The sequence below is a fragment of the Mesorhizobium sp. M0998 genome (genome assembly GCF_040318885.1).
GTDB lineage: Bacteria > Pseudomonadota > Alphaproteobacteria > Rhizobiales > Rhizobiaceae > Mesorhizobium.
The window spans coordinates 1-16,048 of the sequence record NZ_JAMYND010000047.1 but is presented as its reverse complement, the minus strand read 5'-3'; the positions used below and the strand labels follow the sequence as shown (position 1 = coordinate 16,048).

Genomic DNA, 16,048 nt, shown 5'->3' with positions numbered 1-16,048 from the left:
CTGGTTACCCCCGCTGGATAGTTAACCCGTCCTTCAGTGGGCCTGCGTAAGCTTGTCCTCGCGAACAACGATGGGAGCAAGCTGGTCCGTCCATGGCCCCGAAGAAAGTAGACACGCTGGAGGCCAAAATCCGTCAGGATCAGCTTGCTGACCTGAGGACCGGCCTCTTCGTGTCGATGCCGATAAGCGGTATCCTGTCAGGCCTGATTTGGGCGGTGCACGCCCTTTCTGGCAGCGGCTTTGCCGCTGCAATCTGGTTCCTGGTCGTCAATGCGATAAATGCCGCCCGCCTTGCACTCGCGCGTTATCAGCTAAAGGAAACGGGGCGCCATGACAATTTCGTGGGGGTTTTGCCGCGGCTTCGCTGGTTTGGCATCCTTGCTCTTCTGGCAGGGTTTGCCTGGTCCTTCCTGGCCGTCCTGACTGTTGGATACACGACACCTCAAGCACCGCTGCATCTGGTCATTCTGGCGGGCATTTCAGCTGGTGCGGTTACATACGGCAGTTCGTATGCCGCGGCGGCGACCAACTTCATCACACCTCCGCTCCTCATCACGGTGGGTTGCCTTTTGGCGAAAGGCAATTTTGAAGACTACATTCTGGCTTTTACCGTTCTGCTCTTCATGGGCGGCTTGGTTCGAGCTTCGTTTGTTGGACAAGCACGGTTCCGCGAAGCGAGCCGCCTGAGGCATGAGGCCGAGCGGCTTGCGGCGGAGATGAAGGCCAGTTCCAGGCAGGACCACCTGACGGCCCTTCTCAACAGGCGTGGCCTCGAACACGCTATCGGACGGTTCGAGACCGCGGATAGCCCCTTCGTGGCAATGCTGATTGATCTGGACGGGTTCAAATCCGTCAACGATACCTACGGTCACAGGACCGGTGATGAACTGCTTGTCAGGATCGCCCGCCGCATAGAGGAGGAAGCACCGGAAGGCTCAACGCTCGCTCGTATCGGCGGCGATGAATTCGTGCTGTTTTTTCCCTCAACGAGGGTTTCGCTTTCTGCCAGTGATCTCGCCTCCAATATCATAGCCAAAATTGCCCGCCCCTATATCGAGGTCGCGTCCGTCCGGGTCGGGGCATCAATAGGAATATACCTGGCGGAAAGCCCGGGCCTGACCGAAATGTTGTTGCGGGCGGATATCGCCCTTTATACGGCCAAGCGTCGTGGCAGGAACGAATTTTGCCTGTTCGATGCCGAACTCGACAGGGAACTGCAACGCCGCCAGTCCGTCGAACGGGACCTTCATTCGGCGATAAAGACGAGAAGCTTGCAACCTTGGTTCCAGCCGATCGTGAAACTCGACACCGAGGCCGTGGTCGGCTTTGAAGCCTTGCTGAGGTGGTCCCATCCGACTCATGGTGCCATCTCTCCACCCGAAATCATCACAGCTGCACGCGAAACCGGAATGCTTCAGCTGCTGACGCAAACCGTATTCGCCGACTGTTGTGCTTTTATCGACGGCTTGGTGAAAGCTGACTGTCGTGATCTCCGTGTGGCGATGAATGTTTCACCGCGCGAACTGGAAGCCGGCGATATCGACGACATGGTTCTGGATGGTCTGGCGGCAAGAGATCTCCCTGCAACGATGTTCGAGATCGAGATTACCGAAGAATCCCCGGTTGACCCGGACAGAGTGGATGAAAAGCTCGGACGGCTTTCACATGCCGGCATTTCCATCGCGCTCGATGACTTCGGCACCGGCTTTTCTACGTTGGCATCGCTCAAGGACAGTCGGATACGCAAGGTGAAAATAGACCAGGGCTTCATTCGCGGCTTGGCCAAGTCCCGAGAGGACCGACTGCTTGTCAAATCGGTCATCGATCTCGGTAACATGCTCGGGATCGAGGTCATGGCCGAGGGCGTCGAAACAGAGGCGGATCGGCAAACCCTGCACAAGCTTGGCTGCCGAACCGCTCAAGGCTTCCTGTTCTCCAAGGCTGTGCCTCTGAGCCAAGCACTAGAAATGGCAGTCAAACAGCACGCGAACCAGTTGTGACCGCTCCCGCCGCGCCGTCTCTCGCAGCCGTGCGCTCATGAATGGCGGGTATCTGAACGTCCTTGTTTGAAGAGCATGACAGTCCGTGCTGTGCGTCAGCCGGCGAACAGTTCCTTGTAGCCAGTCGTCACCATCCAGTTCGCACGGTCGATATGGCTGCGAAGAGCCTTGCGGGCGCGGACCGGTTCAATGGACGGGTCGATGCCGAGAATGAGATCGGCCATCTCCTCTTCGCTGGCGTTGTCGGCGCAGGCATCCAGGATCCGCAGGTAGATCGTGAAATGCTGCCTGTCGTAGCTCGTGAGGTTATCCGACCAGGGGACTTCGTCACACAGAGTTGAGCTTCGAGTCTCATCTGTTCCCATTGATCGATTCATGCCTGTTGCGAGCCTCGGCTGTTGAGCGCTGGATGCAACGCAGCATATCCCAAAATGGGATAATCCGAAACCGGGATTAGTCGCTGATCCGGTCTTTACCCGACCGGTTCGCCTACATGCCCAAGTCTCTTCGATCGCCCCGCCACCAGCGGTTTCTGGCCCAGCTGGTTTCCCTGCGCAAGGCCAAAGGCCTGACTCAGGCGCAGGTGGCCGAGAAGCTTGATCGTCCCCAATCCTTCGTGGCCAAGTACGAGGGTGGAGAGCGGCGTCTCGATGTCATCGAGTTTCTCGACTTAACTGCGGCGCTTGACGCTGATCCGTGCGAGATTCTGTCCAGCCTGCGGTCCTAGCGGGCGCCCGCGCGCCTAACGGCTCGCGCGGGTGCCGTGAACCGAGCGCGCTTTTCTTCGGCAAGCTGCCATTCCGCTGCGGGTGGGTCTTTACCAAGCCATGCCGATATAGGATAATAATCCTAGGTGGGGCGATTCCTCAACGGAGATCGCAATGGCTAGGACCAAACTTTCCAAGCAGCTTTCACAGGCTGAAATCGAGCGCTTTCTCGCGGAGGCGGAACGGCTGCACCAGAGCATCGTCCAGCCGCTTCTATCACCTACCAGCAACCATTACCGGGCTCTCCAACGCACCCATGAAGCGCTGTTGAAGACGGTGAAGGATATCACCGGTAAGGATGCGCCGTTCATTCAATGGTTCGGAACGGGACCGGTGAATTAGACCAGACTTATAGACTCCAGGCTGCAAACGTCGCATTCACTCTTCGGGGAGAAGGGGCGTGGGCAACCATCGCTATCAAGACAATCGGTACAACCGTCGCAGGTATGGCGAGCGCCATCGTTCGAAGGACGCTCCGTTGTGGGCAAAGATCGTTGCTGGTGGAACAATCCTGGCTGGCTTTCTTGCCTTCGAAATCGGCCCTGCCGCTCTCGGCTGCAACATCAAAGCCAATATCAGCTACAACACGGGCGAGCGCATCTATCATGTTCCCGGACAGGAATATTACTGGGAGACGCGCATCAACCTGTTGAAAGGCGAGCGCTGGTTTTGTTCGGAGGAAGCCGCGCGCAAGGCTGGGTGGCGGAAGTCTCGGGTCTGAGCGTCCGTGGTAAATGCTTGCGAAAATGCTGCATTGCACATGTTTTCGGTGCAGCATTCATTTGAAGTATTTATCGCGATCCGTTCGAAAAATCTGTCCAGCCTGCCGTCCTGGCGGGCGCCCGCGCGCCTGACGACGCGCACCAGGTGCTCGTGAACCGAGCCCGCTTTTCTTCGGCAAGCTCAGGCGGTCTCGGCCATTCGGCTTCGCCCCTTGGCGTGGGCAGCCCTTCGGGCTGTGACGGCCGCCGCCCTTGCGGGCGGCGCGGTTTGTCTGTTGGCCTTTCCCGGTGGCGCGGGGTGGGCGGCACTCCCTTCTAGGCCCGCCGCGGCAGCCCGCAACCCTTCGCGTGCCGCTCAGGGTCCTCCTCTTCGTTCCGGTCCTTCGGATGCGGTCCGCCTACCACGGCGGGCCTTTCCGGTCGCGACTCGCCGCCCACCCCGCTTCCGGGGAAAGGCGCGGCGATTGGCGAGCGGAGGATGAGACGATGCATGCAAACAGCAAGCGTTGTGCCAGCACAGAGGCTGGCGCAGGCAAGGGCGGGCGCCCGGGCGCCAGCCTTTATCAGGAGATCACGGACCGCATCATTGCCGAGCTGGAGCGCGGCACCGTGCCATGGGTCAAGCCATGGGGCAGCGCAAAGGCAGGCCTTGGCCTGCCGAGGAATGCATCCTCTGGGCGCACCTATTCCGGAATCAATATCCTCATCCTGTGGGGCGCGGTCATCGAGCGCAGCTATCCCAGCCAGAACTGGCTCACCTTCCGGCAGGCGCTCGTCCTTGGCGGCAATGTCAGGAAGGGCGAGCGCGGCACGACCATCGTGCATGCCGACCGCTTTGTCCCCAAGGACGAGAAGGAGCGCGCACGCCACGAGGGCGATGAACCACAGGCCGTGCCTTTTTTGAAGCGCTTCACCGTCTTCAATGTCGCGCAGTGCGATAATCTTCCGGAAGACCTCTATGCCGCCGCCGAGCCGCTGCCTCAGTGCGAGATCGTGCCGCAGGCCGAGACGCTCATTCGCGCCAGCGGTGCGGATTTCAGGGTCGGCGGCGATCGCGCTTTCTACATGCTGGGCAGCGACCACATTCAGGTGCCGCCGCAGCCGGCGTTCCATCACCAGATCGACTATTACCGGACCTGCTTTCACGAGCTTGGCCACTGGACCGGCCACCCAACGCGGCTTGCTCGCGACCTCTCCGGCTCGTTCGGCTCCAAGGCTTACGCGCGTGAAGAATTGGTCGCCGAAATCACTGCCGCCTTCGTCTGCAGCAATCTCGGTATCGAGCCGACCGTGCGTCATGCCGATTACGTCGGCTCATGGCTGAAGGTGCTGCGCGAGGACAACCGCGCCATCTTCCGTGCCGCCAGTCTTGCCTCCAAGGCCGCCGATTTCCTGCTTGGCCTTCAGGCCGATGCCGAAGGCGAGGCGCAGGAAGGGATTGCGGCATGACGATGCGCGATCCTCAACTGACCGCGACCGAGCCGACGCCGGAAGGCGAGCATGCTCATTCCCGGTGTTCGGCCGATAACCACGCGCGATCGGCTCACCCTTCTGATGGACGCGCCGATGTGTCCGCGCGCGGCGCAAAAGCCGCTCGATTTCGGCCTCTTCGATGAAGCCAGCAGAAATCAACTCGACCTGTTCTGACAAGGAGTCTTTCCATGATCCTGATCACTGATCGACTGCGCGCACGACTGCTCGCCAATGGCGCCGCCGACGCCGACATTGACCATTTTCCCGTTGTGAAACTGTTTAATCCCACAGGTGCCGCCACGTGGCTTTTGACCGAACTCGACGCCGATGGCGACACGCTGTTCGGCCTTTGCGATCTCGGCTTCGGCTTCCCCGAACTCGGCAGCGTCAGTCTGGCCGAGCTTGCATCCGTAAAAGGTCCGCTTGGCCTCGGCATCGAGCGCGACCTGCATTTCCAGGCGCGCTTTCCGCTCTCCGTCTATGCCGAAGCCGCCCGCATTTGCCGCCACATCACCGAGGCCGAGCGACTTCTGCGGCAGGCAGCAGACGCTCTTTCAAAGCCCCATTCCGAGCTTCCGCCCGACACGGCGGAACAGCAGCGCCGATAGGCGCAAAAACCGTCCCGCCGCGCCGGCCTTCGGCCTCTGGCGGGACAACCTCAACCAAAGCGAAAGAGAGTAACCATGCAGCTTGCCCACATCCCCTTGGATCAGCTCAATATTTCCGCGCTCAACATGCGCCATGGAAAACGCGCGCCCGACATATCCGACATCCTGCCGTCAGTGCGTGCGCGCGGCGTGCTGGTGCCTCTCCTTGTGCGGCCCAACGGCCAACCGGAAACCTTCGAGATCGTTGCCGGCAGGCGGCGCTATTTCGCCGCGAAATCGCTTGCCGACGAGCGCGGCGAAGGCGATCCCTTGCCCTGCGCCATCATGGAGGACGGTGATGACGCCGATGCGCTGGAAGCTTCGCTGATCGAAAACCTCGCCCGCCTTGATCCTGACGAAGTATCGCAATGGGAGACGTTTTCGCGGCTCGTCAGGCAAGGCCGAACCGTTCCAGACCTCGCTGCGACCTTCGGCATCACTGACCTGAAGGTCAAACGCATTCTGGCGCTTGGCGACCTCTTGCCCAAAATCCGCGAAGCCTATCGCCGCGAGGAGATCGACGCCGAGACGGTGCGCCATCTCACCATGGCGTCCAAGGCGCAGCAGAAGGACTGGCTGGCACTCTGTGCCGATCCCGATCAATACGCGCCGCGTGGCTTTCAATTGAAGCAATGGCTGTTCGGCGGCCAGTCGATTCCCACCAAGGTGGCGCTGTTTGCCATCGAGGAGTATCCCGGCCTGATCACCTCGGACCTGTTCGGCGAGGACAGCTATTTCGCCGATGCCGACCTGTTCTGGCAAAAGCAGAACGAAGCGATTGCCGCCAGACGCGACACCTATCTCAACGACGGCTGGAGCGAGGTGGTGCTGCTGGAGCCGGGCCAGTATTTCCACCCATGGGACCACGAGAAGACCCCGAAGAAGAAGGGCGGCAAGGTCGTCATCACTGTCTCGCATCGCGGCGAGGTCGAGTGTCACGAGGGCTGGCTGCCACGCAAGCAAGCCCGCCGCGCCCGCGAGGGCGGTGAGCAAGAAGAAACAGCCGCCAAGCCGCCGCGCCCCGAACTCACCGGCCCGATGCAGAACTATGTCGATCTGCATCGCCATGCGGCCGTGCGCGCGGCCATGCTCGATCATCCCGCCGTGGCGCTGCGACTCGTGGTGGCGCACGCCATCACCGGTTCCGGCTTGTGGCTGGTGCGCCGTGAGCCACAGCGCGCGGCCAACGAGACGGTGACTGCCAGCCTTGCCGGCTGCAAGGCTGAAGCTGCATTCGGCAAAAAGCGGCGCGAAGTGTTGGCCCTGCTCGGATCACCGGATGAGGATGGCGTGGTCGCCGGCGGCAATGGCGACGCCTTTGCTATCGCCGGCGTGTTCGCGCGCCTCTTGGCGCTGTGCGACGACGATGTCATGCGCGTTCTCACCCTTGTCATGGCCGAGACGCTTGCAGCCGGCAGCGCCGTCATCGAGGCGCTCGGCAACCATCTGAACGTCGATATGGGCACATGGTGGGAACCGGACGATGCGTTCTTCGACCTCTTGCGCGACAAGGAAATCGTCAATTCGATGCTCGCCGATGTCGGCGGCAAGCTTGTTGCCGACGGCAATGTCGCCGAGAAGGTCAAGACGCAAAAGAAGATCATCCGCGACTTCCTGGCGGGCGAGAATGGCCGCCAGAAGATCGAGACCTGGCTGCCGCGCTGGATGGAATTCCCGGCCGAAAGCTACACCAGCCGCGGCGGCTTCCGCACCGCCGATCAGTGGGCACAAGTGCAGCCGCTGTTCGTCCGCAAATAGTCGATCAGGGCCCGAGCGGCGGTTCTCTCGAGTACCGCCGCTCAGGTCGCGCGCGCCGCTCCGGGCCGCGCCGGCTGCCGATTGCTCGTCTTGTCGAGTCAGTGCCGCGCGCGAGAAATCCCGACGCCAATTCGCCCCCGTTTCGGCAGCCCTGCACCACGCCGGGTTGCTTGCCGAGGCGCCAGGCGCATGGGTCCAATTGTCCGATCGGGTTGCCGACAGAGCCCGCGCAGCCGGCGCCCTGTAATGCCGCCTGCTCGTTGTGCCGCCGATCGCGCCACCTGTCTCCATGTGTCTCAGGGACCATTCCCCTGCGGCTGGCTTGACGACCTATGGGCGGATCCGGCCCGCCCGAAACCCTCGCCAGCAGCTTTTTTCCCCGCCGCCTGCGGCGGCTTCCTCGCGCCGCTTCGCTTCAAAAAAGCTGCCCGCTCGGGTCCTCCGCTATCGCTGCGGCCGTCCCGGTTCCGGCGGTCCGGACGCGCCCATCACGGTCCGCCATCGCAGGGGAATGGTCCCCGGCGAGCACCAAAAGGAGACTAAAAATGACCGCGATCGGATACGTCACCAAACAGCAAAACGGCGGCTACAAGGGCCAGCTCAAGACGCTCAGCGTCCGCGCCGACATCGACATCGTGCCCAATCAGGCAAAGAGCGCCGACACCCATCCCGACTTTCGGGTGCTGACGCAAGGGGTCGAAGTAGGGGCCGGCTGGATCCGCACCGGCGAGACCTCCGGCAAGGACTATGTGAGCCTGTCGATTGCCGCCCCGGAGTTCGGCCCGCGCAAGCTCTACGCCAATCTCGGCCGCGCCGCCGGCCAGGATGACGACGACACATACGCCATCATCTGGAACCCGGTCGACTGAACCGCCAGCCTCGAGCCCCGCGCCGCAACCGGCGCGGGGCTCTTTCGGGAGGGGGCGGCGAAAACTCGCCCCCCACTCTTCGCCCGTCCCCAAAACGATCTCGCTCGCCGATCCTCGCCTTCGCTTGTCCGTAACGAAACGAGGACCATCATGGACGACGAAAACGAACGCGCGGCCCGCGCGAAGAAGGGCAGTCCGTTTCTCAACACCGCGCAGGCCGCCTTCTATATCGGGCTATCCCAGCGCACGCTGGAGAAGATGCGGCTCAAAGGCGGCGGCCCGCAATTTCGCAAGCACGGCCGCTATGTCCGCTATCACATCGACGAGCTCGACGACTGGTCGAAGGGACGCGCGCAGGCGACCAGGCCCGAGGATGGCGGGCACGATTCCGGCTCGGCCGGTGAGGGAGGCCGCTCATGAGCCCGCGTCCCACTATCCGTCTGATCGGCAGCCATCTGCGGCGCATTCGGGCGCGCAAGACGATCGCCGTGGCCACGATAGGCCTCAGCCTGATCGGCTTCGTCGCCTTCGCCAAACCATCGCCCTGGCTGGTCTGGAACGCCTCGGCGAGTGCGCCGGTCGGCCTCTATCGCGTTGTGTCCGGATCACCGGCTCGTGGCGATCTGGTGCTCGTCCGCCCGCCAAAACCGGTCGCCGATCTCGCCGCCGAACGCTTCTATCTGCCCAGCAATGTGCCGCTGGTCAAGCGCCTTGCCGCGCTGCCTGGCGAGCATGTCTGCGCCTTCGGCGACGCCATCATCATCGGCGGCGAGATTGTCGCGCGCCGGCTGGCAACCGACACGCAGCACCGTCCGCTGCCTTGGTGGAATGCCTGCCGCAAGCTCGCCGCCGACGAGTTTTTCCTGCTCGGCAACGATAGAAACCACTCCTTCGACAGCCGCTATTTCGGGCCGGTGCCGGCCGAAAATATTGTCGGGGGGCTGGTGCCGCTATGGACCGAGTAACCCTCCTGATGCTGGGCATGGTCGCGATAGCGCCATGCGCCTGTTCCGCCGCGACCGACGCTCAGCCGGCCGCCATCTCCCGTGGTCCGCAGCTGGCAAGATGGCAGCACTACGTAGCTGAGGCAAGCCGGCGTTTCAGCATTCCACAGCCCTGGATTTATGCCGTCATGGATGCCGAAAGCCGGGGGCAGACAAGGCTGAATGGACGGCCGATCGCCTCACACGCCGGCGCCATTGGCCTCATGCAGGTGATGCCCGGCACCTACAAGGAGATGCGCGCAGAGCTTGGCCTGGGAGCCAGTCCGCACGACCCTCGCGACAACATTCTGGCAGGCACTGCCTATCTGCGCGCCATGTATGACCGCTTCGGCTTTCCCGGCCTGTTTGCCGCCTATAACGCTGGGCCGGACCGCTACGAACAGCATTTGCAGCGTGGGCGACCGCTGCCCAGCGAGACGGTTTCGTATCTGGAAGAGCTCAAGGCGGCGGGGATCGCGGCCGCCGACATGGACGCGTTCACCGGCAAATCCCGTTCCGGAAAAGCGCCGGAAATCCCGTCCGGGCAGTCGCTGTTTTTCCTGCGAAACGGTGTTTCCGTGACCGATCCGAATGGCCAAATCGTGGTGCCGCTCGGATCGGAGCGAGCAAGGTCAGGCCGGCCGGATCGCAGGTGAGGGCAGGGGTACCGTGGGTCGGGCGGGGCAGGGAGGCAGGGAGGCAGGTCCGCGGAAGGCAAGATAAAGGCATCGCCTCCTGGAGGCGGCGAAGTCTTTGTCTGCACATCGTTTTCCACGGAGGCTGCCTTCAGCGTCAGGAGAGCTGCTGCCGACAAACCTCTGATATTGCTTAAGATTACTAGGAGGCTCAATGCAGGATGAAGAGTTCAAGCCGAGCCTGGGCAAAATCGGATCGCGCGGCTCGAAGGCAGGCAAGCGTTTCGCCGGCCAGATCCGCGCCGCGATCAACCGAGCCGGCGGCGGCAGCGGTCGCCGTGGCCGCTTCATCGGAAGCCGGGCGGGGCGCGGCGGGGCTGCTGCCGCCGTTCTCAGAGCGCGCGACCCCCACGCGGCGTTTCGGCAGCGGCGCGCCGTCGTCAAGGCGCGTATCGTCAAGCTGGCCGGCAAGGGTGTTGACGGGGCACGTGCACACCTTCGCTACCTCCAGCGCGACGGCGTCACCCGCGAAGGCGAGCCTGGCGAGCTCTATAGCGCCGACAGCGACCGCGTTGATGGCAAGGCCTTCATCGATCGTGCCGATGGCGACCGGCATCAGTTCCGCTTCATCGTCGCCCCTGAAGACGGCATCGAGTATGATGACTTGAAGCCGCTCACGCGGCGCCTCATGGCGCAGATGGAAGAAGACCTCGGCACTAGGCTCGACTGGGTGGCCGTCGATCATTTCAACACTGGTCATCCGCATACCCATATTATCGTCCGCGGCAAGGACGACCGCGACGAAAACCTCGTCATCGCGCGGGACTACATCTCGTCTGGAATCCGTGAACGGGCGGCCGAGCTGGTCAGCCTCGACCTTGGCCCGAGAACGGACCGCGAGATCGAGCAACGCCTGCGCCAGGAAATGGAGCGGGAACGCTTCACCAGCATCGATCGGCAGCTGCTCCGCATGCGCGACCATGAGGGGCATGTCTCACCGGCCAGCCGAGACACGTTTCGCCAGACGCTGCACCAGGGCCGCCTGCGCAAGCTCGAGCGGATGGGTCTGGCTGAGGAAGTCGGCTCGGGCCGCTGGCGCCTTGATGGCGAGCTTGAAGCGACGCTGCGCCGCATCGGCGAGCGGGGCGACATCATCAAGACCATACACCGCGAACTGACCGGCAAGGGGCTCGCCCGCAGTGCCGCCGACTATGTTGTCCATGATCGATCTGCAGAGCAGATGCAGCCTGTCGTCGGCCGCATCATTGCGCGCGGCCTGGCCGACGAAATCACTGACCGCCATTACCTCGTCGTCGACGGCGTGGACGGCAAAAGCCACTATGTTGATATCGGCAAAGGCGAGGCCACCCAACCGACGCCAGAGGGCTGCATAGTGCGGGTCACGCCGAGGGACACCGGGCCAAGGCAAGTCGACCGCACAATTGCCGAGATCGCCACGGCCCATGACGGGCGCTACAGCATCGATATCCATCTCAAGCATGACCCGTCGGCCACCGAACGCTTTGCCGAAACGCACGTGCGGCGACTGGAGGCGATCCGCCGGGCGACCGGTCGTGTCGAGCGCGAGCCGGACGGCACCTGGATCGTCGCACCGGATCATCTCGACCGTGTGTCTGACTACGAGCGTCAGCGGGCCGGGGCCGAGCCTGTCACGGTTGACAAGCTCTCATCGACGCCGCTGGAACAACAAGTCAGCTTCGACGGCGCCACCTGGCTCGATCGAGAGCTGGTTTCCGACATACCGGAGGCCTTGCACAGCTCTGGTTTCGGCCGCGATGTCCGAGAGGCGCAAGGCCGCCGACGGCAGTGGCTGATTGCGCAAGGTCTTGCTCGGGAAGAGCAGAACCGGATCGTCTATCGCGCCAACATGCTTTCGATGCTGCGCCAACGCGAGTTGAACCGCGTGGCCGGCCAGTTGTCGAACGAACTCGGTCTGCCTTATTCTGAAGCCCAGAGTGGAGATCGAATAGAAGGCACGCTCCGCCGCTCCGTCGAGCTCGCCGGCGGAAAATACGCTGTCATCGAGAAATCGCGCGAGTTCACGCTGGTGCCATGGCGGCCGGTGCTTGAGCATCATATCGGCAAGGAGGTTTCCGGCGTCGTGCGTGCAGAGGGGATTTCATGGACCATCGGCCGGCAGAGAAGCGGACCAAGCATTTCGTGACATGGCTACACAACTTCTTTTGCCCGCGTTGAAACAGGTACTCAGTCCGGACGGAGTTCGCCTGCTAATTGCCCGCGGCATTGATCTCGCGAGGGATAAATGGCTGGTCGTGCAAGACTTATCGTTCGCTCTACAAAATGCGCCGCGATGATTCATCGTGTTCCATGATTCTGAGCCAAAACCCTCCTGCGCCACCACGGCACTCTTCCCGGTGCCACGGAAGCCGCGCCGACGCGGCGGTGCCGGCCTGGTTGCACAGGGCTGCCCCCGACCCAAACAGTTGCGGCGCATTGAGGACATTGCAATCACTGACGGTGCAGCCATCGGCGCGCTCGATGAGATGGTCCGCCAGCTAGAGAGGTGGGCTGGCGCCTGGTGACAGCGCCTAGGGCTTTCGGCGGCCGTGGTACGGCGAAGCAGGCTCGCGGCGTCGAGGATGAAGCCGCACTTCGCGATGTTCTTCTGCTCACACGACCGGGAGACAAGGTCGACCCCGCGGGCCGGATGCTGTTGACCGGGCGTGAACTGGCAGCCCATCCCGCTGAGGATCTTCTAACGGGAGAAACCTCGCTGCGGTGGGGAAGATTTCGATCGTCGCCCGCGACGACGAGGCGGTCAGCGACCTGACCAGACGAGCTCGGCAGCTTTCCGCTGCGGCATGGTGACCGGCGCGATCATGGCCGCCGAATGAGATCGCTTCGAACGCACCGTCGGATGCTGGCTCGCCGACGCTTTACTGGCGCAGCGCCTGGGAGGGGCAATGCGGTGCCGCTACTGGGCACCGAGGCAGCTTTGGGCATGAGACCCGATCAATCGCGCCGGGCCGCGACGGTCATTGCGGCATCTGGAGTCGAGGCCGGGTCAGACCGGGGGAAAAACTGCTCGTCGCGTAGGAGCCCCGCGTTGCGCGCCGTCGATCTTTCCGCCCAACTCGGCGCCGCGCGGACCGGGGCTTGCCATTGCCCCGAAACTGAGGCCAAGGCGACGGACCCGCCCTGCGTATACCGACGCCCGCCGCGCCGCCGTCGGCGGAAACGAGCGGGCCGTGGACCTCACACAATCTGAGGTGCTGGTGACGATGTGCATCGCCTACTTCCATCCGCACTCCTACCCACGAGCTCACCCGTGCGCCCGCGGTGCTGCGAACCCGCCGACGAATATTTGGCAGAAGCCGGAGTGGGAGCTCACCCGCGACGATTTTTTTGGCCTTGACCGGGCCGGGCGGCGCGACCCGAGCGTCGGGACAAAAAGCCGGGAAGGGGAGGGCACCAGCCCGGTTGAAGCCAAGGGCATGATGATGTGAGGACGATCTGCTGGCAAGAATTTGCGGAGATCGATGCTGTCCTGGCGCGCTCGTCGAAGATTCTGAGCGGCGCCGACGTGGCTGCTCGAAGGGAGAACACTTCACTGCCAAGCAACGGACGCGAACGTGATCAATCGATTTTGGGACGTGATGCGTCGCAAGTAGCTATTGCCAATGCCCGCGATGAAGGCGCCTGTGCCGAAGCCGGCCAACAGGACGCCGTAAACAATTGGCCCCCCCGCCAGTTGGTCGCGAACCAGGAGGGGGAGCAGAGCAAGGATCGAGATGCTTGACAGCCCGAACAGGGTTGCACGCACGATCGCCACTCTGATCTCCGAGGAGATTGCCGTGAAGCGCATGCCATCATGAATGGCCGTCGTCATCCGCTCGCGCGGAAGAGGCGAAGAGCGAACTTGCCACTTGGAGCGCAGTACAGCGCTCAACGGGACCAGGTCGGTCAGCGCAGCGAAGGCGAAAGCCGTAAGGGGGCCCAGCAAAGCCAAAATTACACCGCCAAGCGCCGGTCCTATGCTTCGAACCACGTTGTAGCCCACCGACATCAGCGTCACTGCAGCGGGTATGTCGCGCTTTTCCAGGATGTCGCCGACCGAGGCGTGCCAGGCTGGATCATTCAAGGCAAAGCCGCATCCCGCCAAGAAACTCAGTCCCAAGATCAGCCATGGACTGACAAAGCCCAGTCCAACAGAGAGAGCCAGCGCCGTGGATGCCAGTGCGATCAGGCAACGTCCGGCAAGCATCACGCCGCGGCGGCTGAAGCTGTCTGCAATCGCTCCAGCAAGGATCGACAAGAAGAAGGCGGGCAGTGTCGATGCAGCCTGCACGAGCGCAACCATCAGATCGGAGGCTGAAATCGTTGCCATAAGCCAGCTTATAGCCACGCTCTGCACCAGCCAGCCAAGGCTGGATATCTAGCACCTTCAGGAGACGGGACCCGGTAGGCAGCCCAGTCGCCCAGACCATTGCGGGGTTCCTTGGCCGCATGGAAGACCCCGACATGTTTGTAGCCGTAGCCCGCGAGCAGGCCCTGCGCCTCGGCATCGGCTCCAGACGCGTCGCCAATCAGCACGCCGTGCACGGCAACAACGATTGGGCGGATCCGAGCGATGGCAGGTTCCGTCAGCTCAAATATCTCGCGTGAACCCCCTATGAATATCATCGACATCATGACTTTCCCTTCTCTCCAGGGCTCCCTCGCTCTGACCGCCGTCTCCCTCTGGCCCTGCGTGAGGGGTCACCCGAACGCCGAGACGGCGAAGCCGGCTCGGGGAGCGGCGGGACGCCGCAACTAGAGCCCGGTCGGCGGCAGGCCGGCGCGCAGACCTGCCGCTTCCGGAGGCGCTACGCGCGCGGAGCTAGTGGCCTTTGTCGGCCAGCCAGAGGCTCACGTCCTGGATCGAGCGCATGAGCACCGACGGATTGTCCCGCGCGGGAATGAAGCCCCAGCTCTGCCAGTAGCGCTCTGCCTCGGCGTCGATCGCCCGCACCACCACCGCGCGGCCGCCGACGATGTCGGCGCCGGCGACGCAGCGATACAGCGCGTCCTTGACCAAGCCGCTACCGACGCCTTGTCCGGCATAGCGGTGGTCGACGGCGAGTTGTCCGATCAGCAGGCAGGGGATCGGATCGGGCGGGCGTCCGGTGCGGATGGCGCGCGGTGCGCTATTTGGCTGGATCACGCCCGGCGCGAGGCCGTAATACCCGACGACTGTTCCCTCGTCGTGAACGACCAGGACGCGGGTAAACCCGCGGGCCTGGTTCGTTCGCGCGAAGCCGGCCAGCCAAGCATTGAGCGCCGGCTTGCCGCAATCGAAGCTGTCGAGGCGGTGTGCGTGGTCGAGGAGTTCGATGCCTGAAAGCGCCACCTAGCGGTCCCAGGGCGGGGACCGACGCAGCCGCTCGGCCGCCTTCGCCGGGGGCGCAGCGGCCGGGGCTGAGATCGCCTGCATGAAGGCGTCATAGGCTTCCGGGGACACGCGGATGACGGTTTCGTTGAGGATGGCCGCCTGCGCCTCGTGGAGTGCTGCGCGCCGCATGAACTCCGTGCGCGACAGGCCGAGCAGCTCCGCGCCGCGGTCGATGATGGTGAGATCATCGTCGCGAAACCGCATCGAGACGGGTGCTTCCTTCCTGGTGGGTGTGGTGGCCATGGCGCGCTCCTGTGCTGCGGACGTATATACGTTAGCGTAACGCGGAACGCAATACCGACGTTCCCTGGCGACGTCTCGTGGCGGATGGTCTCAGGATTTCTCGCCGCATCGGTTCTTCTCGGCTTCTCGCCCCAGTCGCCATTGCCGCAACCCAGAGCAAGGTGGCTTTGGTCAGCTCCGGCGGATCAATTACGGCTTAGAAAGCGCATTTGTTTTTGGCGGCCGGATGAGCGGGTCCAGAAGCGAAGTCGCTGCCATGACTGTCGCCGGACGAGCCCCGGCTATCCCGAAGCTGATGAACATCTGACGCGATGGCGACTTTCGGGCCGTCACGCCACAAAGGAGGAACGGCTATGAAGGCTGGGCGGCGGCACTTTCATTCTCAGGCGCCGCTCTATGCCACTGACGTTGCCCCCAGTTTCTATCCAGTTTTGAGTTCGTTTCCGGCGTGGTTTGTGCCCTGCTGGGCGGGTGAAGCGACGGGCGCTGGCGCGGAGCCTTTGGCATCGCGCAGCGCGAGCGACCGTCGCAGATTGAA

Annotated in this window: 17 protein-coding genes and 2 pseudogenes; 15 read left to right on the top strand and 4 right to left on the bottom strand. The window is 63.0% G+C overall.

Going from position 1 to position 16,048, the window contains the following annotated elements:
* Window positions 1-92: 92 nt before the first annotated feature.
* On the top strand, window positions 93-2,000 hold the full coding sequence (locus NKH59_RS28805; RefSeq protein WP_352922879.1) for a putative bifunctional diguanylate cyclase/phosphodiesterase: 1,908 nt from the start codon (window positions 93-95) through the stop codon (window positions 1,998-2,000).
* A gap of 95 nt (window positions 2,001-2,095) precedes the next feature.
* Here the strand turns inward: NKH59_RS28805 and NKH59_RS28800 are convergent, their stop codons facing one another.
* The gene (locus NKH59_RS28800) at window positions 2,096-2,365 is read right to left on the bottom strand and encodes a DNA -binding domain-containing protein (protein WP_352922881.1); all 270 of its coding nucleotides are present in this window, start codon (window positions 2,363-2,365) and stop codon (window positions 2,096-2,098) included.
* A 128-nt stretch (window positions 2,366-2,493) separates the two neighbouring features.
* Between NKH59_RS28800 and NKH59_RS28795 the strand changes: the two genes are divergently transcribed.
* The 13 genes and pseudogenes from NKH59_RS28795 to NKH59_RS28735 form a co-directional block, all read left to right on the top strand.
* Window positions 2,494-2,727, top strand: coding sequence for a helix-turn-helix domain-containing protein (locus tag NKH59_RS28795; RefSeq protein WP_023679646.1), 234 nt, complete (start codon window positions 2,494-2,496; stop codon window positions 2,725-2,727).
* 154 nt (window positions 2,728-2,881) lie between these two features.
* Window positions 2,882-3,109 carry a hypothetical protein gene (locus NKH59_RS28790; RefSeq protein WP_352453620.1) on the top strand — a complete coding sequence of 76 codons (228 nt, stop codon included), beginning with the start codon at window positions 2,882-2,884 and terminating at the stop codon, window positions 3,107-3,109.
* Between the two features lie 58 nt (window positions 3,110-3,167).
* Complete coding sequence (locus NKH59_RS28785) at window positions 3,168-3,488, top strand: sunset domain-containing protein (RefSeq protein ID WP_352707152.1); 321 nt, start codon at window positions 3,168-3,170, stop codon at window positions 3,486-3,488.
* Between the two features lie 487 nt (window positions 3,489-3,975).
* On the top strand, window positions 3,976-4,938 hold the full coding sequence (locus tag NKH59_RS28780) for an ArdC family protein (RefSeq protein ID WP_352920105.1): 963 nt from the start codon (window positions 3,976-3,978) through the stop codon (window positions 4,936-4,938).
* Between the two features lie 51 nt (window positions 4,939-4,989).
* On the top strand, window positions 4,990-5,136 hold the full coding sequence (locus NKH59_RS28775; protein ID WP_352922884.1) for a hypothetical protein: 147 nt from the start codon (window positions 4,990-4,992) through the stop codon (window positions 5,134-5,136).
* Between the two features lie 14 nt (window positions 5,137-5,150).
* The gene (locus tag NKH59_RS28770; RefSeq protein ID WP_352922886.1) at window positions 5,151-5,570 is read left to right on the top strand and encodes a DUF2958 domain-containing protein; all 420 of its coding nucleotides are present in this window, start codon (window positions 5,151-5,153) and stop codon (window positions 5,568-5,570) included.
* A gap of 75 nt (window positions 5,571-5,645) precedes the next feature.
* Window positions 5,646-7,367, top strand: a complete 1,722-nt coding sequence (locus NKH59_RS28765; protein WP_353023756.1) for a ParB/RepB/Spo0J family partition protein — start codon at window positions 5,646-5,648, stop codon at window positions 7,365-7,367.
* 545 nt (window positions 7,368-7,912) lie between these two features.
* Complete coding sequence (locus NKH59_RS28760) at window positions 7,913-8,236, top strand: DUF736 domain-containing protein (RefSeq protein ID WP_352835541.1); 324 nt, start codon at window positions 7,913-7,915, stop codon at window positions 8,234-8,236.
* Between the two features lie 150 nt (window positions 8,237-8,386).
* Window positions 8,387-8,656 (top strand): helix-turn-helix transcriptional regulator, encoded by a 270-nt coding sequence (locus NKH59_RS28755; RefSeq protein WP_352593330.1) that lies wholly within the window; start codon window positions 8,387-8,389, stop codon window positions 8,654-8,656.
* Window positions 8,653-9,201 (top strand): signal peptidase I, encoded by a 549-nt coding sequence (gene lepB / locus NKH59_RS28750; RefSeq protein ID WP_353023753.1) that lies wholly within the window; start codon window positions 8,653-8,655, stop codon window positions 9,199-9,201. Before NKH59_RS28755 ends, lepB begins: the two co-directional genes overlap by 4 nt.
* Window positions 9,189-9,875 carry a lytic transglycosylase domain-containing protein gene (locus tag NKH59_RS28745; RefSeq protein ID WP_352791163.1) on the top strand — a complete coding sequence of 229 codons (687 nt, stop codon included), beginning with the start codon at window positions 9,189-9,191 and terminating at the stop codon, window positions 9,873-9,875. The genes lepB and NKH59_RS28745 overlap by 13 nt, the downstream gene beginning before the upstream one ends.
* 193 nt (window positions 9,876-10,068) lie before the next feature.
* The gene (gene rlxS / locus NKH59_RS28740) at window positions 10,069-12,039 is read left to right on the top strand and encodes a relaxase/mobilization nuclease RlxS (RefSeq protein ID WP_353023751.1); all 1,971 of its coding nucleotides are present in this window, start codon (window positions 10,069-10,071) and stop codon (window positions 12,037-12,039) included.
* 988 nt (window positions 12,040-13,027) lie between these two features.
* A pseudogene (locus tag NKH59_RS28735) lies at window positions 13,028-13,141 on the top strand (SMC-Scp complex subunit ScpB); the annotation flags it as partial.
* Window positions 13,142-13,452: 311 nt separating this feature from the next.
* Here NKH59_RS28735 and NKH59_RS28730 read toward each other — a convergent pair.
* Window positions 13,453-14,223 (bottom strand): annotated as a pseudogene (locus NKH59_RS28730) (MFS transporter); the annotation flags it as partial.
* 134 nt (window positions 14,224-14,357) lie between these two features.
* Between NKH59_RS28730 and NKH59_RS28725 the strand changes: the two are divergent.
* Window positions 14,358-14,501, top strand: a complete 144-nt coding sequence (locus tag NKH59_RS28725) for a hypothetical protein (RefSeq protein ID WP_352502718.1) — start codon at window positions 14,358-14,360, stop codon at window positions 14,499-14,501.
* Window positions 14,502-14,715: 214 nt separating this feature from the next.
* On the opposite strand, the gene NKH59_RS28720 is transcribed toward NKH59_RS28725, so the two are convergent.
* Together NKH59_RS28720 and NKH59_RS28715 are read right to left on the bottom strand one after the other, a co-directional pair.
* The gene (locus tag NKH59_RS28720; protein ID WP_352453588.1) at window positions 14,716-15,225 is read right to left on the bottom strand and encodes a GNAT family N-acetyltransferase; all 510 of its coding nucleotides are present in this window, start codon (window positions 15,223-15,225) and stop codon (window positions 14,716-14,718) included.
* The gene (locus NKH59_RS28715; protein WP_352453587.1) at window positions 15,226-15,510 is read right to left on the bottom strand and encodes a type II toxin-antitoxin system TacA family antitoxin; all 285 of its coding nucleotides are present in this window, start codon (window positions 15,508-15,510) and stop codon (window positions 15,226-15,228) included.
* Window positions 15,511-16,048: the final 538 nt, after the last annotated feature.

Coding starts and splice junctions, on each gene's coding strand:
- NKH59_RS28805 (WP_352922879.1), top strand. CDS start 93: ATGGCCCCGAAGAAAGTAGACACGCTGGAGGCCAAAATCCGTCAGGAT.
- NKH59_RS28800 (WP_352922881.1), bottom strand. CDS start 2,365: ATGGGAACAGATGAGACTCGAAGCTCAACTCTGTGTGACGAAGTCCCC.
- NKH59_RS28795 (WP_023679646.1), top strand. CDS start 2,494: ATGCCCAAGTCTCTTCGATCGCCCCGCCACCAGCGGTTTCTGGCCCAG.
- NKH59_RS28790 (WP_352453620.1), top strand. CDS start 2,882: ATGGCTAGGACCAAACTTTCCAAGCAGCTTTCACAGGCTGAAATCGAG.
- NKH59_RS28780 (WP_352920105.1), top strand. CDS start 3,976: ATGCATGCAAACAGCAAGCGTTGTGCCAGCACAGAGGCTGGCGCAGGC.
- NKH59_RS28775 (WP_352922884.1), top strand. CDS start 4,990: ATGCTCATTCCCGGTGTTCGGCCGATAACCACGCGCGATCGGCTCACC.
- NKH59_RS28770 (WP_352922886.1), top strand. CDS start 5,151: ATGATCCTGATCACTGATCGACTGCGCGCACGACTGCTCGCCAATGGC.
- NKH59_RS28765 (WP_353023756.1), top strand. CDS start 5,646: ATGCAGCTTGCCCACATCCCCTTGGATCAGCTCAATATTTCCGCGCTC.
- NKH59_RS28760 (WP_352835541.1), top strand. CDS start 7,913: ATGACCGCGATCGGATACGTCACCAAACAGCAAAACGGCGGCTACAAG.
- NKH59_RS28755 (WP_352593330.1), top strand. CDS start 8,387: ATGGACGACGAAAACGAACGCGCGGCCCGCGCGAAGAAGGGCAGTCCG.
- lepB (WP_353023753.1), top strand. CDS start 8,653: ATGAGCCCGCGTCCCACTATCCGTCTGATCGGCAGCCATCTGCGGCGC.
- NKH59_RS28745 (WP_352791163.1), top strand. CDS start 9,189: ATGGACCGAGTAACCCTCCTGATGCTGGGCATGGTCGCGATAGCGCCA.
- rlxS (WP_353023751.1), top strand. CDS start 10,069: ATGCAGGATGAAGAGTTCAAGCCGAGCCTGGGCAAAATCGGATCGCGC.
- NKH59_RS28725 (WP_352502718.1), top strand. CDS start 14,358: ATGTTTGTAGCCGTAGCCCGCGAGCAGGCCCTGCGCCTCGGCATCGGC.
- NKH59_RS28715 (WP_352453587.1), bottom strand. CDS start 15,510: ATGGCCACCACACCCACCAGGAAGGAAGCACCCGTCTCGATGCGGTTT.